27 protein-coding genes and 1 pseudogene are annotated in these 25,458 nt (G+C 60.4%); 20 read left to right on the top strand and 8 right to left on the bottom strand.

Annotated features, from left to right (window positions below):
• Positions 1-3: 3 nt before the first annotated feature.
• The 3 genes and pseudogenes from MHY13_RS02010 to MHY13_RS02000 form a co-directional block, all read right to left on the bottom strand.
• A pseudogene (locus tag MHY13_RS02010) lies at positions 4-452 on the bottom strand (integrase core domain-containing protein); the annotation flags it as partial.
• Positions 452-1,696, bottom strand: a complete 1,245-nt coding sequence (locus tag MHY13_RS02005; RefSeq protein ID WP_239228946.1) for an MFS transporter — start codon at positions 1,694-1,696, stop codon at positions 452-454. The pseudogene MHY13_RS02010 and the gene MHY13_RS02005, both read right to left, overlap by 1 nt.
• Entirely contained in the window at positions 1,693-3,345 is a 1,653-nt protein-coding gene (locus tag MHY13_RS02000; protein ID WP_239278901.1) for an ABC-F family ATP-binding cassette domain-containing protein, read from the bottom strand. Before MHY13_RS02000 ends, MHY13_RS02005 begins: the two co-directional genes overlap by 4 nt.
• Positions 3,346-3,746: 401 nt before the next feature.
• On the opposite strand from MHY13_RS02000, the gene MHY13_RS01995 reads away from it, so the two are divergent.
• The 5 genes from MHY13_RS01995 to MHY13_RS01975 all read left to right on the top strand — a co-directional run bounded on the left by MHY13_RS01995 (position 3,747) and on the right by MHY13_RS01975 (position 8,620).
• Positions 3,747-5,000 (top strand): ABC transporter substrate-binding protein, encoded by a 1,254-nt coding sequence (locus tag MHY13_RS01995; protein ID WP_239280355.1) that lies wholly within the window; start codon positions 3,747-3,749, stop codon positions 4,998-5,000.
• 179 nt (positions 5,001-5,179) lie between these two features.
• Positions 5,180-6,127, top strand: coding sequence for a carbohydrate ABC transporter permease (locus MHY13_RS01990; RefSeq protein ID WP_239280469.1), 948 nt, complete (start codon positions 5,180-5,182; stop codon positions 6,125-6,127).
• Positions 6,127-6,948, top strand: coding sequence for a carbohydrate ABC transporter permease (locus MHY13_RS01985; RefSeq protein ID WP_239193378.1), 822 nt, complete (start codon positions 6,127-6,129; stop codon positions 6,946-6,948). The genes MHY13_RS01990 and MHY13_RS01985 overlap by 1 nt, the downstream gene beginning before the upstream one ends.
• Complete coding sequence (locus MHY13_RS01980) at positions 6,948-7,133, top strand: hypothetical protein (protein WP_236587053.1); 186 nt, start codon at positions 6,948-6,950, stop codon at positions 7,131-7,133. Before MHY13_RS01985 ends, MHY13_RS01980 begins: the two co-directional genes overlap by 1 nt.
• Positions 7,130-8,620: an alpha-amylase family protein gene (locus tag MHY13_RS01975; RefSeq protein ID WP_239193376.1), complete on the top strand. Its 1,491-nt coding sequence runs from the start codon at positions 7,130-7,132 to the stop codon at positions 8,618-8,620. The genes MHY13_RS01980 and MHY13_RS01975 overlap by 4 nt, the downstream gene beginning before the upstream one ends.
• Positions 8,621-8,732: 112 nt before the next feature.
• Here the strand turns inward: MHY13_RS01975 and MHY13_RS01970 are convergent, their stop codons facing one another.
• Genes MHY13_RS01970 through MHY13_RS01960 form a run of 3 tightly spaced genes read right to left on the bottom strand, consistent with a single transcriptional unit; the run spans position 8,733 to position 11,188 of the window.
• The gene (locus MHY13_RS01970) at positions 8,733-9,311 is read right to left on the bottom strand and encodes a hypothetical protein (RefSeq protein ID WP_239280353.1); all 579 of its coding nucleotides are present in this window, start codon (positions 9,309-9,311) and stop codon (positions 8,733-8,735) included.
• A 2-nt stretch (positions 9,312-9,313) separates the two neighbouring features.
• The gene (locus MHY13_RS01965; RefSeq protein WP_198492602.1) at positions 9,314-9,886 is read right to left on the bottom strand and encodes a hypothetical protein; all 573 of its coding nucleotides are present in this window, start codon (positions 9,884-9,886) and stop codon (positions 9,314-9,316) included.
• 33 nt (positions 9,887-9,919) lie between these two features.
• Positions 9,920-11,188, bottom strand: coding sequence for a hypothetical protein (locus MHY13_RS01960; RefSeq protein ID WP_239280351.1), 1,269 nt, complete (start codon positions 11,186-11,188; stop codon positions 9,920-9,922).
• 350 nt (positions 11,189-11,538) lie between these two features.
• Between MHY13_RS01960 and MHY13_RS01955 the strand changes: the two genes are divergently transcribed.
• Genes MHY13_RS01955 through MHY13_RS01935 form a run of 5 tightly spaced genes read left to right on the top strand, consistent with a single transcriptional unit; the run spans position 11,539 to position 15,008 of the window.
• Complete coding sequence (locus tag MHY13_RS01955; protein ID WP_239280349.1) at positions 11,539-12,999, top strand: acyl-CoA carboxylase subunit beta; 1,461 nt, start codon at positions 11,539-11,541, stop codon at positions 12,997-12,999.
• Positions 13,000-13,007: 8 nt separating this feature from the next.
• Entirely contained in the window at positions 13,008-13,217 is a 210-nt protein-coding gene (locus MHY13_RS01950; protein ID WP_239280347.1) for an acyl-CoA carboxylase subunit epsilon, read from the top strand.
• On the top strand, positions 13,217-13,804 hold the full coding sequence (locus MHY13_RS01945; RefSeq protein WP_239280345.1) for a nucleoside triphosphate pyrophosphatase: 588 nt from the start codon (positions 13,217-13,219) through the stop codon (positions 13,802-13,804). Before MHY13_RS01950 ends, MHY13_RS01945 begins: the two co-directional genes overlap by 1 nt.
• Before the next feature lie 31 nt (positions 13,805-13,835).
• On the top strand, positions 13,836-14,252 hold the full coding sequence (locus tag MHY13_RS01940) for a DUF3151 domain-containing protein (RefSeq protein ID WP_204610045.1): 417 nt from the start codon (positions 13,836-13,838) through the stop codon (positions 14,250-14,252).
• 15 nt (positions 14,253-14,267) lie between these two features.
• Positions 14,268-15,008 (top strand): hypothetical protein, encoded by a 741-nt coding sequence (locus tag MHY13_RS01935; protein WP_239280343.1) that lies wholly within the window; start codon positions 14,268-14,270, stop codon positions 15,006-15,008.
• A gap of 111 nt (positions 15,009-15,119) precedes the next feature.
• Here the strand turns inward: MHY13_RS01935 and MHY13_RS01930 are convergent, their stop codons facing one another.
• Entirely contained in the window at positions 15,120-16,013 is an 894-nt protein-coding gene (locus MHY13_RS01930) for a DUF4282 domain-containing protein (RefSeq protein ID WP_239280341.1), read from the bottom strand.
• Positions 16,014-16,101: 88 nt separating this feature from the next.
• Complete coding sequence (locus MHY13_RS01925) at positions 16,102-17,163, bottom strand: Cj0069 family protein (protein ID WP_239280339.1); 1,062 nt, start codon at positions 17,161-17,163, stop codon at positions 16,102-16,104.
• 248 nt (positions 17,164-17,411) lie between these two features.
• Here MHY13_RS01925 and MHY13_RS01920 point away from each other — a divergent pair, with 248 nt between their 5' ends.
• From MHY13_RS01920 to MHY13_RS01875, 10 genes are all read left to right on the top strand, one after another.
• Positions 17,412-18,275 carry a sulfurtransferase gene (locus MHY13_RS01920; protein WP_005322559.1) on the top strand — a complete coding sequence of 288 codons (864 nt, stop codon included), beginning with the start codon at positions 17,412-17,414 and terminating at the stop codon, positions 18,273-18,275.
• Positions 18,276-18,430: 155 nt separating this feature from the next.
• Complete coding sequence (locus MHY13_RS01915; protein WP_239280337.1) at positions 18,431-20,194, top strand: acetyl/propionyl/methylcrotonyl-CoA carboxylase subunit alpha; 1,764 nt, start codon at positions 18,431-18,433, stop codon at positions 20,192-20,194.
• 23 nt (positions 20,195-20,217) lie between these two features.
• On the top strand, positions 20,218-20,661 hold the full coding sequence (locus MHY13_RS01910; RefSeq protein ID WP_204610052.1) for a hypothetical protein: 444 nt from the start codon (positions 20,218-20,220) through the stop codon (positions 20,659-20,661).
• A 42-nt stretch (positions 20,662-20,703) separates the two neighbouring features.
• Entirely contained in the window at positions 20,704-21,285 is a 582-nt protein-coding gene (locus tag MHY13_RS01905) for an ATP-binding cassette domain-containing protein (protein ID WP_239280335.1), read from the top strand.
• Complete coding sequence (locus MHY13_RS01900; RefSeq protein ID WP_239280333.1) at positions 21,282-22,304, top strand: ABC transporter permease; 1,023 nt, start codon at positions 21,282-21,284, stop codon at positions 22,302-22,304. Before MHY13_RS01905 ends, MHY13_RS01900 begins: the two co-directional genes overlap by 4 nt.
• Positions 22,305-22,445: 141 nt before the next feature.
• Positions 22,446-22,823 (top strand): GntR family transcriptional regulator, encoded by a 378-nt coding sequence (locus MHY13_RS01895; RefSeq protein WP_204610055.1) that lies wholly within the window; start codon positions 22,446-22,448, stop codon positions 22,821-22,823.
• Positions 22,820-23,794, top strand: coding sequence for a DUF1648 domain-containing protein (locus MHY13_RS01890; protein WP_239280331.1), 975 nt, complete (start codon positions 22,820-22,822; stop codon positions 23,792-23,794). Before MHY13_RS01895 ends, MHY13_RS01890 begins: the two co-directional genes overlap by 4 nt.
• Before the next feature lie 251 nt (positions 23,795-24,045).
• The gene (locus tag MHY13_RS01885; protein ID WP_239280329.1) at positions 24,046-24,561 is read left to right on the top strand and encodes a hypothetical protein; all 516 of its coding nucleotides are present in this window, start codon (positions 24,046-24,048) and stop codon (positions 24,559-24,561) included.
• Complete coding sequence (locus MHY13_RS01880) at positions 24,507-25,127, top strand: hypothetical protein (RefSeq protein ID WP_239280327.1); 621 nt, start codon at positions 24,507-24,509, stop codon at positions 25,125-25,127. The genes MHY13_RS01885 and MHY13_RS01880 overlap by 55 nt, the downstream gene beginning before the upstream one ends.
• A 96-nt stretch (positions 25,128-25,223) precedes the next feature.
• Entirely contained in the window at positions 25,224-25,379 is a 156-nt protein-coding gene (locus MHY13_RS01875) for a DUF5808 domain-containing protein (protein ID WP_239280467.1), read from the top strand.
• The last annotated feature ends 79 nt before the right edge of the window (positions 25,380-25,458 follow it).

The following is a 25,458-nucleotide window of genomic DNA, read 5'->3' as shown; positions in this document are numbered from 1 at the left end:
AGTCAAACGTGAAAACGGCGGCTGGTCTCCACACGCAGTGTGGGGACGATGCCGGTTGTAGTAATGCAGCCAGGCGTGGAGCTCACCGCGGCGTTCGGCTTCGGAAGTATACCGGTGGGCGTTGAATCACTCGCCAACCCCACCAGGACCGCGGTGGCGGTGATTGCGGTTTCGCCATCGTGAATCTCGGCGTAGACGAGGCAGAAGTAGTCGTCGATGACGGCGTGGACGTAGACCGTGCCTATCCACGGGTCGTAGGGCTTGCTCCGGGGTGGTCATGCTCGTAGCGCGGCCGACGCGAGTCAGCCGGTTGAAATGGCAAGACGAGAGGATACGGTCGGCCATGAGACCTGGAAGCGGGCAGCGACCTCGCTAATCGGCCATCCGTCGTCGACGAGGAGTTGGGCGACCTCCGAGCGGTGGCGAGGTGTGAGGATGGCGTTGGCATGCATTAATCCTCTCCTGCCTCGACAAGCGTCTTCTGCGGCATCTTGAGTTGTCCCAGGGCTGCGAGGAGTGCTCCCGTGGCCAGTGGCACTAGTCCGGCGGCGATAAACAGAGTTCTGATGTCGATGTGGCGGCTGAGGAGTCCGGTGAGAGCGATGGACAGAGGCATGAAGGCGATGGATATAAAGAAGTCGAGGCTGGCGACCCGGCCGAGCATCTCCAAGGGGACGTGTTCTTGGAGTACTGCTCCCCAGATGACCATTCCGATCCCGATCAGCGCCCCGTAGAACGCGAGGCCTGCGCCGATGGCCCACGAATTGCTGGTGAGCGCCGGGATGGACAGGGGCAGGCATCCGATCACCCAGGCACCGACCATGGCCGGCAGGAAGCGTTCCGGTGTGCGCCACGACCCAGCTAGCAGAGAACCCACCACCCCGCCCGCGCCGAGGGCAGCCAGGACGGTGCCGTAGAGTGCAGGTCCGTTGTCATGCGATGAGCGCATGAGGGCAGGTAGGAGGACTTCGAGTGGTCCAGTCACTACCAGTCCCATTACGGCCGCGAACAGGACACTGGAGCGGACCCAACGTGTGCGGGAAACGTAGCGGAAGCCGTCGAGCAGGTCGGTGATCAGTGAGTCTTCCGCACCGTCGGTCTCGGGCTCGGCGCGGGTGGGGGCGGGAAGCTGCAGAGCCGCAAGCAGGGCAAGTCCGAGTGCTGCTGCGATGAGGTATCCGCCAGCGGCGGGCATGCTGGCACCGATGACCGCTCCGACGGCGGCGGGCGCAATTGCCTGTCCGACCAACGGGCGGGCGGCACCTTCGAGGCCGTTGACGGCCATTAAGTCGTCACCGTCCACCAGGACTGGCACCAGCGCCGTGTAGGCGGGGAAGAAGAAGGCGGTTGAAGTGCCAATAATGAACGCGGAAACCGCGAGCATCCAGAAGGTAACAATGTCGAGGATTGCTGCCGTGGACGTCGCGGTCGCGATAGCGAGGTTCAGGGTGAGCACGCCCACGATGACGGACTTATTGGGGATCCGGTCTGCAATTACGCCAGCTGGGAGGGATCCTGCAAGCAGGCCAATGCCGCTCCAGACTACGACACCCGACAGGGTGGCTGGCGTGGCGCCCAGGTCGAGGGTCTGCATGGCAAGGTAGAGGGCCCAGGCACCCTGGGCGAAGATGGTCAGCACCATCGCTGCGAACAGCTGACGGTACGTGGTGATGGTCAAGGGGTGAAGCGGGTTCATGGCATGTCCTTCAGGTCAAGGTTCAGGTGGGGCCAGTCGGCCAGGTCGTGGAGCATCTGCCGGTCATGCGTGGCAACGATCACCGCGCAGGAGGTCTGCAGCAGCTCGGTGGTGATGTCATCAACGAGGATCGAGGACAGATGATTGGTGGGCTCGTCCAGGAGCAGCAGGTCTGGATCCTGGGCCAGACACATGGCCAGGTGGAGACGGCGTTGCTGTCCTTGCGACAAGCGCCCCACCGGCGTGCCGGTTGCGGAGGCTTCCAGCAGCCCGAGCGAGCCGAGGGACGGCGCCTGAGCTCGACGGCCTAGCTTCGTCAGGTACGCCTCATAGACCTCGTGTGCGGGGCTGGAGCGGTCCCAGTCGGGGACCTCTTGGGACAGCAGAGCGATGCGCGCTCTCGGATTAACTCGCACATGTCCCGTGGTGGGGGCCAGCCGCCCTGCGACAAGTGCCAACAGGGTGGATTTTCCCGTGCCGTTCGGTCCGGTGACCACCAACCGGTCACCGCCGTTCACGTCGACCGAAACCGGAGCGTCCAATCGGTCCTTCACAGTAACCTGGGTGGCGTTCATGATGCTCTGTCCGGCACGGGTTGCCGAGGCGGGCCACGCAAGACGCAGTGGCGGCGCCGGGACGCCGATTTCATGACTTTTCAGGTCTTCGATACGTCGGTTGAAGGCTTGGACCACTCCAGCAGCGCGTGTGGCGCGTTGGTGCTTGCCTGTGCCCTTTTCAGGTCTCCATCCACCCTGGGACAGGCGGGAGCGCGCCTCGGCTGCAGCGCGTGTCAGTTCCTCGTGTCGGGCAACCTGGGCGGCGTGATCCTGTTCCCACTTGAGGCGTTCTCGTCGGCGGCCTTCAATCCAGCCTTTGTAGCCGCCCGAGTAGGTTCGCGGGACACCATCTCGGGTCGGGTCGAGATCCAGGAAGGTCGTCGCCACATCATGCAGCAGCGCGCGGTCGTGACTGACCAGAGCCAGGCCACCAGGGTGGTCACGCAGTTGCTCGGTTAGAAAAGACAGTCCTTCAGCATCCAGGTGGTTGGTGGGCTCATCCAACAGGAGCAGGTCGGGGGTCGATCCAAGTGCGACGGCGAGCCGGACCCGGTAACGTTGTCCGACCGACAAGGTCGACAGGATGCGAGCGCGGTCGCTGCAGGCGTCAAGGCCTGCCAGTGCGATGTCCACCCGCCTTTCTGCGTCCCAGGCGTCCAGTAGCGTGGCGGTCTCGAGCGCTGCGGAATAGGCATCGGCCGCGTCGTCACCCGCGGCGAGTGCAGCGCTCGCGACGTCAAGGGCCTCGAGCGCAGACCTAGAGGGAGCAGTCGCTTCGGCGATGAGGTCGCCGACGGTGCGGTTACCCTCGGCAGACATGTCCTGCTTAACCAAGACGCGGGAACCCATCTGGGTCACTACTCCCGAGTCAGGGGTCAGGAGCCCGGCCAAAATGTGAAGCAAGGTGGTCTTGCCACGACCGTTGTCCCCGACGATCGCCAGACGTGAGCCGGCGGAGACGGTGACGTCCAGCCCGTTCAGGAGGTGCCTGTCCCCCAAGGTGATGTGGATTGATTCAGCGCGGATGTGTGCGGCGAGCCCTTGGGGCGTTCCACTCCACACACATGACCGCAAGGTTGGTGTGTTTGGCATTGCATACTCTCAGCTCGTCATGGAGCCGGGCAGCACAAGATGGCCGCCCGGCAGATGGCCAGGACGGCAGACGAAAGATCAGAAGGGGTCCCGCCGCCGTCAGCGGACGGAACGCAGCTTCATGGAAGCGATGCCTGAGTACATGCGGCAGAGTCTACCCAGCGGGGCGGATCTCGGCAAACCAATTAACATCTAAGGTCAATACAACTAGCACCCACGATTCCCCACGGAGGAGACTTAGCCGCGAAGGCAGCTAGGCCGTCGTAGAACAGGTACACGGCCAAGCCAGCCACATCCCCCTTTACTACCCCCATTTAGAGTTAAATAGGCCAAAATTATCCACCTTTTGGTTTCCGTATTTTAGGTTTAAAGAACCGAAAGTTTTCCGAAAGGTGAATTCCATGAAGAAATTCCTGCTTCGCACCACCGTTGCGACAACCGCAGTTTTGGCACTGGCCGGCTGCTCTTCTTCCTCCTCTTCCGATTCCGCGGCGGGCGGTTCCTCCGAGGGCGGCGCGGATGCGCGCGGCCCCATCACCTTTGCCATGGGCAAAAATGACACGGACAAGGTGACCCCCATCATCGAGAAATGGAACGAGCAGCACCCAGACGAGAAGGTCACCCTCAAGGAGCTGGCCGGCGAGGCCGACGCCCAGCGCGAAACCCTGGTGCAGTCCCTGCAGGCGGGCAGCGATGATTACGATGTCATGGCTCTCGACGTGGTGTGGACCGCAGAGTTCGCCGCCAACCAGTGGCTCCAACCGCTCAATGGTGACTTTGAAACCAATACGGATGAGCTTCTGCCGGCCACCGTAGAGTCTGCCACTTATAACGATGTGCTCTATGCCCTGCCGCAAAACACCAACGGACAGCTGCTTTTCCGCAATACCGAGCTCGCGGATAAGGCGCCGGAGAAGTTCGCGGACCTTAAGTCCGCGTGCAAGGCACTGGACAAGGACAAGGACTGCCTGACCACCCAGCTCAAGCAGTACGAGGGCCTGGCACTCAACACCGCCGACTTTATGGAAGGCTGGGGCGGCTCCGTCCTGGATAAGGACGGCAACGTCACCGTGGACTCCAAGGAGGCCAAGGACGGCCTGCAAGCCATGGTGGATGCCTACAAGGAGGAGACCATTTCCAAGGACTCCACCGCCGCCACCGAGGAAGAAACCAATATGGCCTTTACTGAGGGCAAGACCGCCTTCGCCATGAACTGGCCATATATGTACTCCAACGCGGTTGACGCCGGCATCGACGTCGAGGTCCAGGCCCCGCTGGGCAAGGACGGCGTAGGCGTGTCCACGCTGGGCGGCTATAACAACGGCATCAATATCAATTCCAAGAATAAGGGCACCGCGCTCGACTTCATGAAGTTCATCATCAACGAGGACAACCAGAAGTCCTTCGCGGAGCAGTCCTTCCCGCCGGTCTTGGCTTCCATCTACGATGACCCGCAGCTGCAGCAGGAATTCCCGTATCTGCCGGCACTCAAGGAGTCTCTGGAGAACGCAGCACCACGCCCAGTTTCCCCGTTCTACTCGGCAATTTCCAAGGCCATCCAAGACAATGCCTACGCTGCATTGACGGATGGCAAGTCGGTAGATGATGCCACCGCCGATATGAAGGCGGCCATCGAATCGGCTTCCCAGGGCTAAACGCCCAATCCGGGTGAGGTAGGCGGACACCCCGCCGCCTCACCCTTTGTGGTTTTCACTCCCCTAATGGGGATAGAATCTAGCCAATACTTAGCATTTCTTGAACAGAAAGGCGGTCCAGCGTGGCTATAGCTTCGCCGACTGCGTCCAAGGGGGCGCCGAAGGGGGCGTCGGCAAGCGTGCCGAAGCCCCAGCGCAAGAATTATGGGCGTGTGGCCGGGCTGATTGCTCCGGCGCTCATCGTGCTCGCCGTCATCATCGGCTACCCCATCATCCGCGCCATTTTTCTGTCCTTCCAAGGCAATAGGCAGCTCAACCCGCAAACGGGGCTTTTTGAGGAAGGCGGCTTTGCCGGGCTGGAAAATTATCTGTACTGGATTAATAACCGGTGTGTTTCCGGCACTGGTCAGATTTCTACCTGCCCGCCGGGCGTTATCGCCACGGACTTTTGGCCGGCGGTTAAGATCACGCTCTTTTTCACCATCGTTACCGTGCTGCTGGAGACCATCCTGGGCATGCTGATGGCGCTCATTATGAATGGTGAGTACCGCGGCCGCGGGCTGGTGCGCGCTGCGGTGCTTATCCCCTGGGCCATTCCTACGGCCGTCACAGCCAAGCTATGGCAGTTCATGTTCGCCCCGGAGGGCATCATCAACTCGCTGCTTGGTGCGAACATTGCTTGGACCACGGACCCGTTTTACGCTCGCCTGGCTGTCATCATCGCGGACGTATGGAAGACCGCACCGTTCATGGCGCTGCTCATCCTGGCCGGCCTGCAGATGATTCCCAAGGACGTTTACGATGCCGCCCGCGTGGACGGCGCCAACCGTATTCAGACCTTCTTCCGCATCACGCTCCCGCTGGTGCGCCCGGCGCTCATGGTGGCCGTGCTCTTCCGCACCCTGGATGCGCTGCGCATGTATGACCTACCGGTCATCATGATTTCTAGCTCCTCCAACTCCCCCACCGCGACTATCTCGCAGCTGGTGGTAGAGGATATGCGCCAAGGCAACTTCAACTCCGCCTCCGCACTCTCCACCCTGATTTTCCTTCTCATCTTCGTCGTCGCCTTTATCCTCATCCGCTTCCTTGGCGCGGATGTCTCCGGCAGGAAGGCAGCTAAATAATGCGTAAATTCGGACACTACGCCGGCATCATTTTCATCATGTTCTGGGGCCTGGCGCCCTTTTACTGGATGCTGGTGACGGCGCTGCGGGATCAGCGTTTCACCTTCGATACCACCCCGTGGCCCACCCACGTCACGCTGGATAATTTCCGCGATGCCTTGGCTACCGATAAGGGAAATGACTTCCTAGCCGCGCTCGGTAACTCGCTGCTTATCTCCCTGGTTACCACCGCTGTGGCCGTGCTCATCGGCGTCTTTACCGCCTATGCGCTCTCCCGGTATGACTTCCCGGGGAAGGGAATCGTGACCGGCATTATCCTGGCCGCCTCTATGTTCCCGGCCATTGCCTTGGTCACCCCGCTCTTCCAGCTCTTTGGCAACCTGGAATGGATTGGTACCTACCGCGCGATGATCATCCCCAATATTTCCTTCGCGCTTCCGCTGACGGTGTATACGCTGCTGAGCTTCTTCCGCCAGCTGCCTTGGGAACTGGAAGAAGCGGCCCGGGTGGATGGTGCCTCGCGCTCCCAGGCCTTCCGCCTAGTGCTTCTGCCGCTTGCGGCGCCGGCGCTCTTTACCACCGCGATCATCGCCTTTATCACCACGTGGAATGAATTCATGCTGGCCAAGCAGCTGTCCACCACCGATACCGAGCCGGTGACCGTAGCCATCGCGCGCTTTTCCGGCCCGTCCGCTTTCGAGTACCCCTATGCCGCCACCATGGCCGCCGGCGCGTTGGTGACCATCCCATTGGTCATCATGGTGCTCATCTTCCAGCACCGCATCGTCGCCGGTCTCACCGCGGGCGGTGTCAAGGCCTAATGCGCCGGGCCATGCTGTGGGATACCGCCTTAGGCTTCCTCGGATTCTTTAGCGTCCTCGCGGTTATCCAAGCTGTACTCAATCTCTTCCACGACTCCCCCGCCCTCTGGCCCGGCCTCTTGGCCGGCGCCCTGTGCCTCCTTACCTACCTGACCTGGCGGGCGAAAAGAAAGGACCTTTCATGAGCTGGTACCACAATGCCGTCTTCTACCAGGCCCTCGTCGGCTCCTTTAAGGCCGATGGCGATAAGGAGGTAGGCACGCTGCGCGGGGTCATCGATAAGCTGGATTACCTGCAGTGGCTAGGCGTGGACTGCCTGTGGCTCTCGCCGTTTTATGCCAGCCCCTTGCGCGATGATGGCTACGATATCGCGGACTACTACTCCATCCATCCGGATTACGGCACGATGGAGGACTTTGAAGAGCTCATTGCGCAGCTGCACCGCCGCGGCATGCGCATTATGACGGATTTGGCGCTCAACCACACCAGCTCCGACCACCCGTGGTTCCAGGCCTCCCGCACGGATCCCACCGGCCCCTATGGCGATTTCTATGTGTGGGGCGATGACCCGGAGCGCTACCCCGAAATCCGTGTCATTTTCACCGACGTGGAGACCTCCAATTGGACTTGGGATGATAAGCGCGGCCAGTACTACTTCCACCGCTTCTACTCCCACCAGCCGGATTTGAACTACGATAACCCGGCCGTGCAGGAGGAAGTGTTCAAGATCTTGTCCTTCTGGATGGACAAGGGATTGGACGGCCTGCGCCTTGATGCCATTGCTTACCTCTTTGAACGCGACGGTGCAGGCGGCGAGTCCCTGCCGGAGACCATCGAGTTTGTGGAGAAGATTCGCTCCTTCATGGACACCCACTACCCAGATGCGGTGCTCATCGCGGAGGCCAACCAGCCTCCGGCCGAGACCATGCAGTTTTATGGCAACGGCGAGCGCTTCCACATGGTCTTCAACTTCCCGGTTATGCCACGGTTGTACCAAGCATTGGCGCTTGCCGACGCCACCCCGGTCTACTCCATCCTCGACGAGCTGCCCGACCTGCCGGATGGCTGCCAATGGGGTACCTTCCTGCGCAACCACGATGAGCTCACCCTGGAGATGGTGGACGATGACGTGCGCGAGCTGATGTATGAAGCTTTCCTCCCCGATGATGAGATGCGCGCCCATGTGGGCATTGCCCGCCGGCTGATGCCGCTGATGAACGGCGATCGCCGCAAGGTGGAGCTCATGTTCTCGCTGCTGATGACCCTGCCGGGCGCACCGTTTATCTACTATGGCGATGAGATTGGCATGCTCGATGACACCACGCTCCCGGACCGCTATGCGGTGCGCACCCCGATGCAGTGGGACGATTCCGAGCACTCTGGTTTCAGCACCAAAGCACCTTCCCGCCTTCCGGTTGTGGGAGGTACCTCCGTGGCCGCCCAGCTTGATGACGCCACCTCGTTGCTCAACACCGTCCGCTCCATGATTGCCGAGCGCCATGCCCATCCGGATCTCGGCACCGCTCCGTGCGAACCAGTAGAGACGGGCGAGGAAGCCGTCCTTGGCTATCAACGCGGCGATCTGCTGTGCTTGCACAACTTCAGCGATCGCTCCATCGACTTGGGCCCAGTAGAGCTCGGCCCGTACGGCTACGCCTGGCTGCCGGCCTAAGCCTTAGCGCGCAGCTGCAGCCTCCTCTCCTACCGGCGCACTGCGCAACCCACAGAGAAAAACGCCCTCTCGATCCATACGAACCGAGAGGGCGCTTAATAGTTGTGGTGGCCTAGTTCCACTCAGGCGCGTCTTCGAGGCGCAGCTCGGAGTAGCGCGCTTCTGGCACGGAGGCCGAATATGGCTTGCCCTGGGCTTCCCACTGCTGGTCAGAGTTGCAGCGCACATCCTGACCGTCAGTGTCGAGCATGGTAAAGCCCCACACCAGCTTGCCCTGCGAGTTCGCAGGCAGGGTGTACGGGCCAACCACCTGGTTTAGCTTCCAGTGCTGCTCGCTGACGTAGTTGAAGCCATAGGTCTTGGTCAGTACCTTGGCCAGTTCGCCGGTGCCCTCAACGGATCCGGAGACCTCGATGGTCTGGGTGCGAGCCTGGGTAACGGTGTGTTTGACCGGTACTTCCTCGGCGTTGCGATTAGCCACGCTGGTGGCGTCGGTCTGCTTGAACCAGCGGCGCTTTGCGGTGACGTAGGTGCCGTTTTCACCTGGCGTCGAGCAATGCGTGCCTGGCTTGTAGTCGTCGTTCCAGCGCTGGGGCAGCTCAAAGTCCCCACCGAAATCAGCGGCGTGGGCAACAGGAGCGGCCACCAGGCTCAGCGCCGCGAGGACGCTAGCGATGGACGTCTTGCTCACGTTTAGCCCCAATCGTTGTTATCGCGGGTGGAGACCTCGATGTGGCGCTCCTTCGGCAGGGTGGCGGTGAAGGTGCCGCCGTTGGCCTGCCACTTGTGGTCGGAGCCGCACACGGTCTTCTGGCCCTCGAAGTCAGAGACAACCCAGCCTGCGCGCAGGACGGCGGTCTTGCCCGGAGCGATGTTGTACGGACCAACCTGCTCGCCTACCTCGTAGGACTGGCTATCGGTGTAGCTGGAGGAGAAGGTGAAGTTGATGAGGTCCATCAGCTTGAAGTCAATGCCTGCGGACACATTCCAGGTCTTGGTCTTGGTCTCGGTGATGGAACGGGTTACCGGCAACGGCTCATCGTTGTAGTTGGACACGGTCCAGGAACCGGCAGAGCCATCGAAGTAGGTGCGCTTGATGTCAACGGTCTGGCCGGTGTCGCCCGGGTTGGAGCAACGCTCACCGATGGTGGTCGGGTTGGCCGGGCCGAGGTCGCGCTGCGGCAGAGCGTTAGCGGCCGGAGCGAAGATGAGGCCGGAAGCAACGGCAAGAGCCGCGGTGGTAGAAGCAATCTTGGACTTGAACATGGAATTTTCTCCTTGCGTAGATGAGGGTGGTGTTTAGTAGATGGTCTGGGTAGGAACCGGCAGGTCGCGGAATTCGTCCGGAGTGACGTCCTCGGTGCGGGTATTGCCGTCCTTATCGGTGATCTTGGCCTCGGCCCAGAAGCCGCTCGGGGCGGAGGTCTGCTTGTAGTTAGAGGTGAGGTCGTAGTTTCCGCTCTTGCCGCAGTGAATCTCGCGGTAGTTAATGCGGGTCATGGTGGTGCCATACTCCACACGCACGCGCTCGCCTGGCTTGAGGTCGACGTGCTTGAGCTCGGTGCCGACCGGCATGTAGGCGCGCTTTACGGCACCGACGGACTCCAGCCAGCCCTTCGGAATATCGCCGCGGTTGCCCTGCCAGTTGGTGTACGGGGCGTGCTCGGCGCCAACGACGAAGTCAGTTACCGGTGCAAACTCGTAGTCACCCTTGGACCAGTTGAGGAAGTCCGTGGAGTAACCAGCCTTCCGGTAGGTCGGCTTTACCGCGGTGATGTCCAGCGGGTACCAGGAGCTATCGCCGGCTTCACACTTATCGCCTTCCTTAGGCCAGGAGGGATCGCGCTGCAGATCTGCAGAAGGCTGCATGATCTCGTCCTTCTTCGGATCGGCGATCTTCTCTAGGCTCGGGCCGGATACGGAGGTGTAGTTGCCCTCGATCGGCTTGGAGTTTGCACCCGGGGAACGGGATGGAATTTCCATGGCCAGATCGGACACGGAGCCGTCCGCCTTGATGATGTAGGCGAAGGCGTAGCGCTCGGCCGGGCCCTTACCGCGGATGACATTAGCGCCTGGGATGTTTTCCAAGCGGTCATCGTTGCAGCCTACGAACATGGAGATGAAGTCCTTTTCAATGACGCCGTATTCGACGCGGAAGGACTCACCCGGCTTCAGCTTCACTGGGCCGAAGGTTTCTTTATCGCGCCAGCCGTTGGTCATCTTCAGACCAATATCGGACTTAGCGGTGGTGTCCCAACCGGAAGGCAGCTTGGCCTTGGAATTGGCTTCAATCTCGTGATTGGTACCAGTTTCTACCTCGGCGGTGTAGGGCACTTCTTGGTTGGTGGTGTTTTTAAACTGCAGGGTGCCGTCGCTCATGTAGCGGCGGCCGGTTTCTGCAAAGCGCCATTCGCGCTCTGCATTATCGCCGGCGGCACTGCAGCTCTTGTAGAGGTTGGAAATGGGATATGCCTGCGGCATCGGGGGAACATCTCCCGCGTGTGCCACTGGCGTGAAGAGAGCCGCTACGGCGAGCGGTGCGAGCAAACGCAGTCCCTTTTTAATCACCAGAAGACCGTCCTTAATAGATCGTTAAAAATCAGGGGAAACATTCATGAAGACTCAGGCAATCATAAGGGCTTACAGGGCTCACATCAATAGTTGAATGAAAATCTTTCTAATGTTTTTACCTACCTTGAGGTGCAATAATGGGCGCTCACCTGCCCAGCACCGTTAAATGTTTACAGGAGACACCACCCCCAGATTAGGGCCCTTCAACCTAATACCACCCAAGAAATTCCCAGGTTCCATGCACTGCCCACACTGTAGCGGCATTTACCACACAATCGTTTTCCACTCCGCGTCCCCGCAGCGTTCCATTCCGCATTGACCGGGGTGCCCTAGTAGTGTGGGGGCCTATGACTGACCTGAAAACCACCGCCGGCAAGATCGAGGACCTGGACGCCAAGCTCGCCGAGTCCCGCGCGCCGCTGGGAGAAGGCGAGCCGGCCGCCCGCACCCGCGTGACGCAGCTGCTCGATGAGGGCTCCTTCGTGGAAACGGACGCGCTAGCCCGCCACCGCTCTACCGACTTCGGTCGCGAGCATGACCGCCCCTATACCGATGGCGTAGTGACCGGCTACGGCACTATCGACGGCCGCCGCGTCTGCGTCTTTAGCCAGGACGGCGAAATCTTCGACGGCACGATGGGTGAGGTTTATGCCGAAAAGCTCACCAAGGTATATGACCTCGCCATCAAGACCGGCGTGCCCATCATCGGCATCTATGAATCCACCGGCCCGCGTGTGCAAGAGGGCATCGTCACCATGGCCGGATACGCCCGCCTCATGGCGCGTGTCTCCCAGGCTTCGGGCCTCATCCCGCAGATTTCCGTTGTCGCGGGCAATACCAGCGGCATTGCGGCGTTCGCGCCGGCGTTTGCCGATGTCCTCGTAGTCACCCAAGGCACCGCCCTCCACCAGGCCGCCAGCCACGTGGCCGGCGCTGAGCCAGAGACCTTCGGCGGCGCCGCAGCCCACGCAGAGTCTGGCACCGCACACCTGGTGGCCAGCGACGACAAGCAGGCTTTGTCCCTCGTGCGCGATGTTTTGGCCTACTTCCCCGCCAATAACCGCGCCGCGGCGCCGCGCGTGGATGCCGGTAGCGTCCCGGACTTTGATCTCAATAGCGTCATCCCAGATACCGCCGCGCAGGCCTATGACATGTGCGAGGTCATCAAGGCTGTCGTCGATGAAGGCTCCTTCTTCGAGCTGTCTGCCGAGGCGGCACAAAACATCGTTACCGGCTTTGCCTACATCGATGGCCGCGCCGTCGGCATCGTTGCCAACCAGCCGCTGGCGCTGGCCGGCGCCCTGGACTCCGCCGCGGCAGAAAAGGCCGCACGCTTCGTGCGTACCTGTGATGCCTTCAATACTCCCATCGTGGAATTCGTGGACTCCCCAGGCTTTGTGCCTACCCCGGAAGAGGAAAAGGCCGGCCTGCTGCGCAGAGCGTCGAAGTTTGCCTATGCGCAGGCTGAAGCGAGCGTCGGCAAGCTCACTGTGATCACCCGCAAGGCCATTGGCCCGGCCTACGTATTTATGGGTGCCAAAGACCTCGGCGCGGACCTGGTCTACGCATGGCCCACCGCGGAAATTGCCGTCACCCAGGCCTCCCAAGCTTCCCTGGCCATTTATGGCTCGGAGGACAAGGAAGAGGAGATGGACGAGCTCTTCTTGCACCCGTATGCCGCAGCGGAGCGCGGGCTGGCCGATAATGTTATCGAGCCATCTGCAACCCGCCACTACCTGGTAGAAGGCCTTCGCCTGCTAGAGCGCAAGGCCGTGGCCCAGGTACCGAAGAAGCACGGAACCGTTTAGGAGGGGAAATGTCTACGCCGGAAATCAAGGTAGTCAAGGGCAATCCCACCGAGGATGAGCTCGCGGCCCTGCGCACCGTATTGGCGCAGATGAGCGCCAAGCACTCGGGCGTTGCCGGAGAACGCAATGAATGGGGCAACCCGGCCGAGCGCTTCGAGCGCTTTGGCGCGCAGCGCGTCTACAACCCCTCCGCCTTCCATACCGTGCGGTACTTCTAATGCGGCTTATCCTCGCCTCTCAATCACCCTCGCGCGCGTCTATTCTGCGCGGCGCGGGCGTGGAGCCCGTATTGGAGCCGGCCGATATTGACGAGCGCTGCCTCGAAGCCTCGCTCGCGGGCCACCCGCCGGCCGATATCGTGGCGGCCCTCGCCACCGCCAAGGCTGAAAAGGTGACCGGGCACTACCCCACCGAGCCCGTCATTGGCGGCGATTCCATGCTGCTGCTCGACGGCGAGCTCCAAGGCAAGCCTCTTACCGAGGAAGCCACCATTGAGCGCTGGCACCAGCAAGCCGGCCGCACAGCCGAGCTGCTGACCGGCCACTGCCTTATCCTTGGCGATAAGCGCCACGTGGAAACGTCCACCACCACGGTGCACTTTGCCCAGGCCAGCAAGGCCGATATCGCAGCCTATGCCCACTCCGGCGAGCCTCTCCACTGCGCCGGTGCCTTTACCTTGGAAGCTATGGGCGGCTGGTTCATTGACCGCATCGAAGGCGATCCTTCCTCCGTTATCGGGCTATCGCTGCCGGTGGTGCGTCGCGCGCTCTATGCCTTTGATCTGAACGTCTCCGATTTCTGGTAGCAGCGCGCCGGCGTCGCTACAGTGGGGTGGCATGGAAATGAAAGACATGCTTGCCCCGAAACCCATTGAGCTGCCGGCCGATCCCGGCGCAGAGTCCACCTCGGATCTCGCCGCCGGCATTGTTGCCCACCCCGATTCCCCGCTGCTGTGGGCACTCCTAGCGGAGCAGGAGCTCAAGGAGCAGGAAGGCTCCGAGCCGGCCGCTTTCATCACCGCCTACGCTTACGCGCGCACGGGCTACCACCGCAGCCTCGACCGCCTGCGTGGCAATGGTTGGAAGGGTTGGGGCCCTATCCCCTTCTCCCATGAACCGAACCAGGGTGTCCTGCGCGCCATCGCCGCGCTCGGCCACGCAGCCAAGGCCATCGGCGAAGACGACGAGTACGACCGCATTCGCCAGATGCTTTCCGACGCCGACCCGGACTCCGTCGCCACCCTCCTCGACTAATCCTGGAGTTCCCGCATGCCTGCCATGACACCGCGCTGCCTACGCCGTTTCTCCGCTGCCGCACTGCTCACCGCTGCCGTGCCGTTCGCGCTGAGCGCCTGCGGTGCTCAGGAGGATTCTTCTTCCTCCCCAGAGCCGGTCTTTTCCAGCCAAGCATCTGCCGAGGATGAATCCTTCGGCGGGGACGATGCGGCTTCCGCTGCAGCACCCTCCCCGTCCGAGTCCATCGACGGGGGCGAGGAGGAAACCACGCAGCAGCAGGATAAGACCAAGGACAGCGAGTGCACGGAGCTGCCCAACGACCCGCGCACGGTCTACGCCTCTGGCACGGCCCCCGGGCGCATGCCCGCCGATGATGGCAGCGATTTCAATTACTGGATCGCCGATATCGACAACTCCTATGACCCGTGCGCCACGATTAGCTGGATCATCTTCCGCGGCTCAATGGGCGACTTGAACGGTCCGGCGGGCACCGGCGCCTCGATTGCTGATGGCATAGCTTTCTACGTCAATGGTGCTCCGGCCAAGGACATGTCCATCTTCCACAAGGTTGAGAGCGTCACCCCGGTCTCAGACAACGAGGTCGATTTCACGTGGGGAGAGCGCAGCCGCACCACCGCGGAGGGCATTACCGCCCACCACACTGTGCGCTTGCGGGCACAGGGCGATTCCCTCGAACCGGTATCCGGCGAAGTCGCGGAATTCAACAGGATGTGGGTTGACCTTCCCAGCTACCAGCTTGGCACCTACGACTAACTTTTAGGCCGGCACTTAAACGTCTCTGCCTGTAACAAAGCGCGCCCCAGCGGAATCCCGCCGGGGCGCTCGCCTTTGCTCGCTTAATTGCGCAAGCAGCTCATTACAGCGCTAGTCCATCTTGTCCAGGATATCTCCGGTGTTTTGGGCGATGCGCACGTTAGCCACCATGGCTTCCAGGAATAGCCTGATGGCGACCATGATTGCGTAGTAAATGACAGTGCTCAGTACCGCCAAGAAGATGAACGCAAAGATGCTTCCGAAGATGGCGGACGCGGAATCTTCCTGAATGCCATAAATGCCCATGCCGGTGGCGAACAAGAAGGCACCGAGGAGGTGAAGGATCCACATGATGCCACCAAGGATCATGGCAACCTTGTAGATTTCCTTCACGTGGGTAAGTGTCAGGAAGTGCTTGAACTCGAACTCAAAGAGCCCGCCCAGTAAGCCGTCCTTCTTGCCTAAGCCTTTGAGGGTGTCACTCATCTGGCTCTTCTTATTGCCCAGCGTCTGGCCGGAATCGACAGAAGCTTCACCTGCTGGCGGGAACTGTCCGAATCCCTGGTTCGTGTTCTGCTGCTGGGTGTAACCGCCGAAAACCGGCTGATCGCTAGCGGACTGGGCGGAACCGAATTGGTTGCCGTTCGCAGCAGCGTCCGACGACGCCGAATCCGTAAATGGATTATGCGCACGGGAAGCAGCGCCCTCGCTTGGGGTGGAGGACTTCGAGGAGGCCCAGAAGTCAGAGGAGTTGCCCTCCGCGCTCGGCTTCGGGGAGGAAAGGTCACTCGAATTTCCAGGCTCACCAGGCTTATCGGTGTGGCCGAAAGACTTCGTCTCCTTGGCATCGGTAGAGCCGAATTCCTTAGTCTCATTCACCTCGGAGGCACCGGCGCCTTCGGCGCTTTTCGCAGCGTCCTCGGCGCGGTGACGCGGGGTTTCAGAAAAATCGCGCGGAGAAAAATCCTTCGGAAACCCGTCGGAGTTGAAATCATTATCAGCCATAATCTGGTCCTTAGAAAATGCTTTAGGGGGATGGTAGGAAAATGCCCCACGGTCACCCGTGGGGCCACTTGGCAGAATACAGCGTGCGCTAGGCGTTCGCGCCCTGAACGCGACGAATTGCCTCGGCGGCAACCTTTTCTTGGATGCCCATGTCTAGCTCGGAAGTGAAGCCAACACAGGAGCAGTTGATCTCGCCGAGGACATAGGTGTCGGTGCCATCGGGGGCATCGTCAAGCATGAAGTCCGCGGTCCAAATCAGCGGAACGTCCTTGGTATCGCCGAGCTTCTCTGCGATAACGGGGCGAGCCTTCTCGAACATCTCGAGCAACTCCGGCCAAGATTCCGGCTTATCGTAGGTGTACTTTGCGCCGGAGAAGAGCGTGGCAGAGAAGTTGTCGCCGCCTTCCGCTGGCTTCTTGTGCACGATGAATACCGGCTCGTCACCCACGAGGAGAATGCGGATTTCGCCCTCCACAATGCGCGGCATAAAGCGCATGTCCACCAGCATGCCGTTATCGCCCTCAATGTACTGGTCACAGAAGTCCATGAAGGCGCCCAGCTTGTAGTCGTGGGTCTGGTTATCTACTGCTTCGGTGCACTTCAGGGCGGTATCGAGCGGGAGCGCGGTGCCCGGTTCCACGGCCTGGGCAAGCTCCTGGTCCGCGAGGCGCACGCGCCAGATGCCCTCACCGGTGGAACCGCGGTTTTGCTTGAGCACCCGCTCACCATAAGACAGCGAGGTGGGGAAAGTATTATGCAGCTCTTCTACCTCGTAGTACGCGACGGTATCGTCCGGCACCAGCGGGGTGTCATTGAGCTTGACCAGTGCATCTTTGGCGCCGTAGGCCATCATGTCTGCCGGAGTGGACATGCCTACCAGGCCGGCGTCTGCCAGCTTGGTGAGCAATTCGAAGTAGCCCTTCTCGCCGCCGGGGATATTGCCTGGGTTCACGCGAGAGATATAAGCATCAAAGTTTTCAGAAACCTGGGCGTAGATCTCCTCTGCCTTGTCTGGGTGGAAGTAGATGACCTCAGCTTCCCAGCCTTGTTCCTTGATCGCGTTGACGATCGGCATGGTGTCCTTACGGTGACCATCTGCGCCTTTATCGGAGCCGCCCTCTACCTCAAATGCAACGATTGCCTTGTGCACTAGCAGTTCCCTTCTTAGGTGGTGTTCATAGCACGTTTTCGCACCATATCCGTAGTTTATCCCAGCTTTTCCTCCCCCGCGCGGCCAACTGCCCCCTCTGCCTAACCCCGCCGGCCGGCGCCTCTATTTCCCCGGCCGAGCTCTGTATCGCACACCACAGGAATGATCCCCGAGTGATCACCACGGGAAAAATCGGGTTAAAGTGGTGGGAGCAAATTACTAACCCTTATAGGAAAGGCAGGCGGACAGTGGCTGACGTTGATCCCTATCCCCCATTTCAGGAATACGCACACCCCGAGCGCCTCGTGTCTGCACCGTGGCTGTCCGCACGCCTAGGCATCAAGGGCCTGCGCGTCATCGAGGTCGATGAAGACTCGCTCCTCTATGACATTGGCCATATCCCCACCGCCACCCGCATCAACTTCCGCACGGAACTACTGAGCCCACTTACTCGCGATTTCATCGATGGCAAAGAGTTCACTGCTTTGATGCGGGACAAGGGCATTAATGCCGACGATACGATTGTCCTTTATGGCGATAAGTCCAATTGGTGGGCCGCCTACGCCCTGTGGGTATTTACCCTCTTTGGCCACAAGGATGTTCGCCTGCTCGATGGTGGCCGCAATGCCTGGATGGCCGAGGAACGCGATACTTCCTTCATGGTGCCGGACTTCCCCGTATCCGAATACCCCGAGGTAAGCCGCGATGATTCCGTCCTGCGTGCCTTCGTAGACCAGGTACGCGAGTCCGAAGGAGCGCTCGTGGATACCCGCTCCCCAGAGGAGTTTGCGGGCGAGGCCACCGAGCACGATCCCAATGGCGATTCCGCCTACGGAACCACCATGCGCCACGGCCACATCCCGGGCGCCATCAACCTCGAGTGGGACCGTTCCAACTATCCCAACTCCTGCTTCCGCTCGGCCGAGGAGCTCAAGGTTAATTACGGAATGTTGGAGCCTGAATCTGCAACGATTCTCTACTCCCACGTGGGCGCACAGGCCGCACACACCTGGTTTGTGTTGACGCATCTTTTGGGATTCACAAAGACGCAGGTCTACGATGGTTCGTGGTCTGAGTGGGGCAATATGGTGAAAATGCCGATTGAGCGTTAACTTTTCGGTTTCGCCACATAAACCCATATCCGGCAGGGATGTGGGTTTATTTTTGTTCAAAAACATCCCCACTCGCGTGCGTGAAAATTAACTCATGCTTTTGTGTGCAAGAATAGATTGCGTATTCAACCTAATGTGTTCAGGAGGTTGCTGCCGTGGCAGTAGAAACCAAAAAGATCTCTAAGGTTCTCGTGGCGAACCGCGGTGAGATCGCCGTTCGCGTGATCCGCGCGGCCCGCGACGCTGGCATTGCCTCCGTCGCCGTCTACGCCGAGCCAGACGCCCAGGCACCTTTTGCCTCGCTTGCCGACGAAGCCTTTGCCCTCGGCGGCACCACTTCTGCAGAGTCATACCTCGTCTTTGACAAGATTCTGGACGCCGCAGAAAAGTCCGGCGCCGATGCTATCCACCCCGGCTATGGCTTCTTGTCTGAAAACGCCGACTTTGCCCAGGCCGTCATCGATGCCGGCCTGACTTGGATTGGCCCCTCCCCCGAGTCCATCCGTGACTTGGGAGATAAGGTTACCGCGCGGCACATCGCCGAGCGCGCCGAGGCCCCCATGGCCCCAGGCACAAAAGATCCGGTAGCCGGCGCCGATGAGGTGCAGTCCTTCGCCATGGAATACGGCCTACCCGTAGCCATCAAGGCCGCCTTCGGCGGCGGCGGCCGCGGCATGAAGGTCGCCTACTCCGCAGAGGAAATCCCGGAGCTTTTTGAATCCGCCACCCGTGAGGCGACTTCCGCCTTCGGTCGCGGCGAGTGCTTCGTAGAGCGTTACCTGGACCGAGCCCGCCACGTCGAGGCCCAGGTACTGGCGGATAAGCACGGCAACGTAGTCGTCGTCGGCACGCGCGATTGCTCCCTGCAGCGCCGCTTCCAAAAGCTGGTCGAAGAAGCCCCGGCTCCTTTCCTCACTGATGAGCAGCGCGCCTCCATCCACGAGTCCGCCAAGCGCATCTGCCGCGAGGCCGGCTACTACGGCGCAGGCACCGTGGAATACCTAGTAGGCGCCGATGGCCTCATCTCCTTCCTTGAGGTCAATACCCGCCTGCAGGTGGAGCACCCAGTGTCCGAGGAAACCACCGGCCTCGATCTCGTGCGCGAGCAGTTCCGCATCGCTGAGGGCCACGAGCTCTCGCTCAAGGAAGACCCCACCCCGCGTGGCCACGCCTTCGAGTTCCGCATCAACGGCGAGGATGCCGCGGCGAACTTCATGCCAGCCCCTGGCACCATCGTGAAGTACTCCGAGCCGTCGGGTCCGGGCGTGCGCGTTGATTCCGGCGTCGTCCAGGGCTCCGTCATTGGCGGCCAATTCGATTCCATGCTGGCCAAGCTCATCGTCTGGGGCCCAGACCGCGAGACCGCGCTGCGTCGCTCCGCCCGCGCCCTGTCCGAGTACACGGTGGAGGGCCTGCCCACCGTTATCCCGTTTGACCAGGCTGTCGTTGCTGACCCCGCCTTCGCTGCAGAAGACGGCAACTTCGACGTCTACACCAAGTGGATCGAAGAGGAATGGGATAACCAGCTGCCCGCCCACGATGACTCCACCGATGCCGAGGCTGCAGAGGCAGAGCCGTCCCAGGTACACACCGTGGAAATCGACGGCCGCCGCATCGAGGTCGCCCTCCCCGCCTCCTTCGGCGCCACCGGCACCCCACGCAAAAAGAAGAAGCGCAAGGGCTCTGGCGCCAAGGCCGCTGTATCCGGCGATGCCGTTACCTCCCCAATGCAGGGCACGGTCATCAAGGTCAACGTCGAAGAAGGTCAAGAGGTCACCGAGGGCGAGGTCCTCCTCGTGCTCGAGGCCATGAAGATGGAAAACCCCGTCAAGGCACATAAGGCCGGCACCGTTACCGGCTTGGCCGTGGAGGCAGGCGCTGCTACCACCAAGGGCAGCGTACTGCTGGAAATCAAGTAGCCTACCCCGCTAGCCTTGGAAGAATGACTGATTCTTCTCTCGGCGTGCGCTTGGCCAAGGAAGAGGACCGCGACTATCTTGCGGGCCTCTTCCCTTCTTCTATCGCGGACTGGTCCCCCATTGTGGACGGCGGGGTTATCGCCCTGCCCATGGCCGCCAACGAGGACCCCACTGTTGCTCCCCGCGGCGCCGCGCTCCTGCGCTACTATCCCGCCGCCGACAAAGGCCCAGCTTTCTTGGGCGATCCCTCGGCGCACCCGCTTGACGACGCCACCTGGCTTACCCCCTTCGACCCCGAAGACATTCCCGAGCTCATCGTCTCCAGCGATGACCCCGCCGCCCGCGAGTTGCTTATTGCCAACGCCATCGGCCTCGCGGCCGAGCAGACTGCCCCCGGCATCTCTTCCGCTGAGCCCTTGCCCGGATTTGAAGAGCTCGACCCCGGTAAGTTCTTCCGCCGCTTCTAGCTCGCCCCTAGGTCCGGCCGCCCTCCTGCTAACCTAGCTACGATGCTGAAAATAGATGCAACTTATGGACATTCCACCGCTTTAGGGCGCCTGAATCGCACCTTCGACGCCGGTCGCGTATACGGCTTGAAGGGCCCCAATGGTGCGGGTAAATCTACGCTGCTGCAGACGTTGAGCGGCGAGATTGCCCCACTCGAGGGCACCGTTACCATCGACGGCACCGGGCCCGGCAGCGCAGAGGCCGCCGGCTCCGTCATCGCAGTCGCGGACCCGGTCTTCTTGCCCGACCTCACCGTCGGCGAGCACTTCACCCTGCTTTCGCGCCGCTCCGGCGTGGACTTTGCCGAGGTCCATGAGCTCTGGGCTATCGACGACGCCATCCGGAACTCCGCGGTCAGCGACCTTTCTTCTGGTCAGCGCCAACGCGTCTACCTCGCCGCCCAGCTCTATCAGCCTGCCAAGACTCTGCTTATCGACGAACCCGAGCGCCACCTTGACCACACCTGGACCACCTTCCTGGCCGAGGAGCTGCGCCACCTCGCCGCCGAGGGCCGTTGTGTAGTGCTGGCCTCCCACTCCCCGGCCATCTTCGATGCCTGCGACGAGGTGGTGGAAATTTCATGAAGCTTCTGTCCACAGCCTCCTCAGCCCTCTATTACGCCTTTATAGCGGCGCTCATCGCGAGCGTCAGTGTTTACGCTTGGCAGAATGCCGCCGAGGTTTTGCCCTCGCTCGCGCAGCGCACAGCCGCGGCCCTGCCCGCCACCGCGACCATCGGCGCTGGGGTCGGCTCCCTCGCCCTCATCGTTCTTCTTGAAGCGCTCTATCCGCTGCGCAGCCTTTCGCTCAGCCGGTGGGTCTATGTGGACAGGCCGCGGGGGCGTATGCGGGGCGTCGATAAGCTGTCCATTGCCCAGCTCGCCGGCGTGAGCCTCCTCGGCCTAGCCCTGTGCGCGTCGCTGCGCCTTCCGCTCTATGCGGCGATGACCCTCCCCTTGCTGCGCATAGCGCTCGGCTGGCGTTCCTTCGACCTCGCCTCGCTTCTTCGCGCGGGCCGCACCCGTGCCGTCGGCTCGTCTTCCTTTGGGCTTTTGGATTCTGAGGTTTCTGCCGATGCCATTGCTTCCCAGTCGGCGCGCCTGCGCCCCAGCTCGCGCGCCACGACGTCGCCCAGCTATCTCTTTATCCGGCGCCTATACCGCCGCTGGTACATCCCGCTCGGCGCGGTAGCTGTCATCGGCCTCACCCTAGGCCTTGTCCCACAGCTCGGCAGCCTGGCGCTCATAGGATTCGCTGCCGCATGGACCATCGTCGGCGCCGCCACCGGCCGCGCCGCATCCTTTGGCCGCATCATCGACGGAACCTGGCCCGACTGGGGATTTCCCCTGACCGCGACAGCCGGTGCCGCCGTTCTCGGTACCGCCTTCATCGCCGCCGTGTGGAAGCTGCCGGTACTCGTACTCGCCGCGTGCTGTTTAGGACTTACCTACGCCTCCTTCAAGCGCTCCCGCCCAGCGCGAGTGGCCACCATGAACATCATCGACACCGGTGGCTTCGGTGCTTCGTTCTCCCCCGAAGTCTTCGGTTACTTCCTGCGCGGCGGCTACGGCATTGCGGCCGTAGCTGTGGTCCTCTTCTTTTAGTCGCCCTGCGCTTTCCCCAGGTACGCCACTTCAATAAGTTGCACATACCTGGGGATTTCTTTTGAGCTTTATTCTGTATTACTTCACATAACACAGTTTGTGTTACTATAAGTAATACAGAATAAAGATTGGAGGTGACAGATGTTCATTAACCTCAACCCCGATTCAGATGTCCCCGTCTTCCAACAAATCCACGATGAATTAGTACTGGCCATAGCTCGCGGCCAGCTCTCTGATGGCGACAAGCTAGACCCTGTCCGCCGCGTCGCCAAAGACATCGGCATCAACCCAGCCACCGTAAAAAAGGCGTACGACCTCTTGGTCTCTGACGGCCTCATTGAAACCGCCGGCCGCTCCGGCTCCATCGTCAGACCCGGCGCTCACACCGAGGCTCAAGAAAGACAACTAGCTGAGCAATTAGGCCGAGTAGTTGCGCTCGCCCGTGCCCAAGGCTTTAGCCCAGATGAGCTCCACACCCACCTCAGCTCCACTCTTAAACACTTGGAAGTATCGTCATGATTTTCGCCCTCTTAATGGCCGCCACAACTCTCGCAATTACTTGGATTATGGCCAAAGCCCCCTCCCTTGCCTCACCCGGCACACCGCTCGGTGTGCGCGTGCCAAAGGACTACCTTTCCGATAGTGCAGTTACCTCTGCTCTTGCTGGATACAAGGTCCATACTTGGGGCTGCGGCATCGCGGCAACAATTCTGTCCCTCTTTGCATGGAAATTGCCACTCCTCGCCGCCGTACCGTCCCTCTTGGTGACGCTCGGCGGCTTGTGGGCCTACATCTCTCAACGCCGCCGCATCATCGCGGCGAAAAAGACCGGCGGTTGGTTCGACGAGGTCGAAACCACCATCGCTGCTCGTGTTTCCACCACCGCCATTGGCACACCCGAATTCGAAGGCATCCCCACGCCGACTTTTCCGTGGATAACAATGCTCGCCTCGCTGTTGTGCATCGCGGCCGGTGCCATCATCACCTCTTCCCACTGGTCCGATATTCCTGACCCCGTTCCAGTGCACTGGAATTCTTCCATGGAGGCGGATAATTGGAGCGAAAAGAATATCGGCAGCGTATTTTCTATCTCCTTCATCGCCTTAGGCATGCTCTTGCTTTTCGCCATCATCTGCTCTTTTATCGCACATAGTGAGGTATCCCCACGTTCAGAACGCAGCATTAAAGCTCGACTGCGCAACGAGGCCAACCTCGCCTTCACGAATACCGGAATGGGAGTTCTCACCCTGCTCATGTGTGCCGGCATGGCCTTCATGCAAGTAACCGGCCCTGTACCGCAATTTCAGCGATTCAACGGCGCCGCCATTATCACGATGTTGGTTATTACCATCGGTGGCAGCATCGGACTGGTTGCATTTCTTCTCTACAAACAATCTCAATTATCTGAGCAACTGCGTGGAATCCGCTTTCCCGATGAAGACAAAGAATCACCGGACAATGACGGCCTAAACGACAGGATGTGTTGGTGAGGTTGTACGGTTAGCCGGTCTGGCGTGCTGATATTAGGAATATTTCACTTATCCAGAGGGATATCCCAGCTTCGACCATGAAATACCGCCAAAGCCATGCCGGTGTGCTAGGCACCTAGGTTCACGATGAGAGGATGAGTAAAAATCATCCTCGATGCCCCGTCTGCGGCGGGACATGCACGAAACACGGAACAACAAGCTCTCAGCGCCAACGATGGCGATGCCGCACCTGCAAAGCCACCTTCACCCGCGTGAATAACGACGCCGTGCAAGCCAAATGGTTCCGCCTTTTCATTTCCTGGCTCACCTCCAGCAACAGCCTGGAAGAAACCGCTAAAACCTGCGATGTTTCACCACGAACTTTGCAACGACGCTTCACACCGTTCTGGCTTATCCAACCTCCTAGACGCGTTGATAAGCAGCGAATCTACGATCAAATCTTCATCGACGGCACCTACTTCAACACCAAATGCCTTGTTGTAGCTGCCGACTCCACCCATGTCATCAATTGGTTCTGGTGCACGAAAGAATCCTCCTGGTCGTATATGCGCCCACTCGACCCGCTAGCCCCACCACAATTGGTTACCTGCGATGGCGATGCCGGAGGGCTTAAAGCACTACACCACCTGTGGCCTGATACCCCGGTCAACGCTGCATTGTCCACGTCAAGCGCAATATCCAACGTGCCACCGGCCTTTATCCCACCTCGCCGATGGGCAAAGCACTACGACGGCTTTCCTTTGAACTACTCGCCGTTGACAACCTAGATAAGGCAGCCGAATGGACCGTAAAACTACAGCAGTTCGGCACCGTATTTAGCACTCAGCTCAAAGCCCGTACCTACGTCAAAGACGTCCCCTTCGACCAGATTCCTAAGTCCAAGCGCCGGAACAAAAAATGGTGGTACACCCACTACACCCATCGCGGGATTTACCTGCAGCTAAAGAAAATGAGCCAACAAGGACACCTCTTTGCCTACCTCGCCGAAGCTAAAGAAGGCCAACGGTTGGAACGCACGACCAACAAGCTAGAAGGCGCAGTGAACTCACAAATAAAGAAACTCATGCACACCCACCGAGGACTGCGCGACGAACAACAACGCATCGCCTGCGACTGGTGGCTGCATCTACATACGCAGCTGCCTGACGATCCTGTAGAGATCGCCAGGCAGCAAAACTGGGGCCAGGACGCACTCGCCAAAGCACAAACCCTAGCCAACCAGGAAAAACAAGCCACCAGCGGCCACGAAGACGGCCGACCAGCAACCTACGACAGTGCCATCGACACTGCCTACAACCACTCTATGGGAATACGCAAAGGCCGCATGCGCTAAACCCCACCAACACAAAATGTCGTTTAGCCCGACACGCCGCAAAACAACACATCCTGTCGTTTAGGCCACAATGACCACCTCTATAAATGGGGCGTGATGTACTACAACCCGGAGGATCCGGCGGTACTAGTGGATAAGCGCTTCGGCACAGGCGTGTCGTTCAACTTCGCCCGCTGGCAGGCCAAGGCATTCCTTATCATCACGCTTCTGGTTCTGGTCGGCTCAATAGCGCTACCTTTCCTACTAGGCTGAAAATTTTAGCCCTCCCCGCTGAATCAAGATTTTCGTCCATACAAACCACCGATTTCGTCGACGGTTTTGGTGGTTTATA

The sequence above is a fragment of the Corynebacterium sp. ACRPE genome, from assembly GCF_022347435.1.
GTDB lineage: Bacteria > Actinomycetota > Actinomycetes > Mycobacteriales > Mycobacteriaceae > Corynebacterium > Corynebacterium tuberculostearicum_D.
This window is presented reverse-complemented; position numbering and strand designations above follow the sequence as displayed.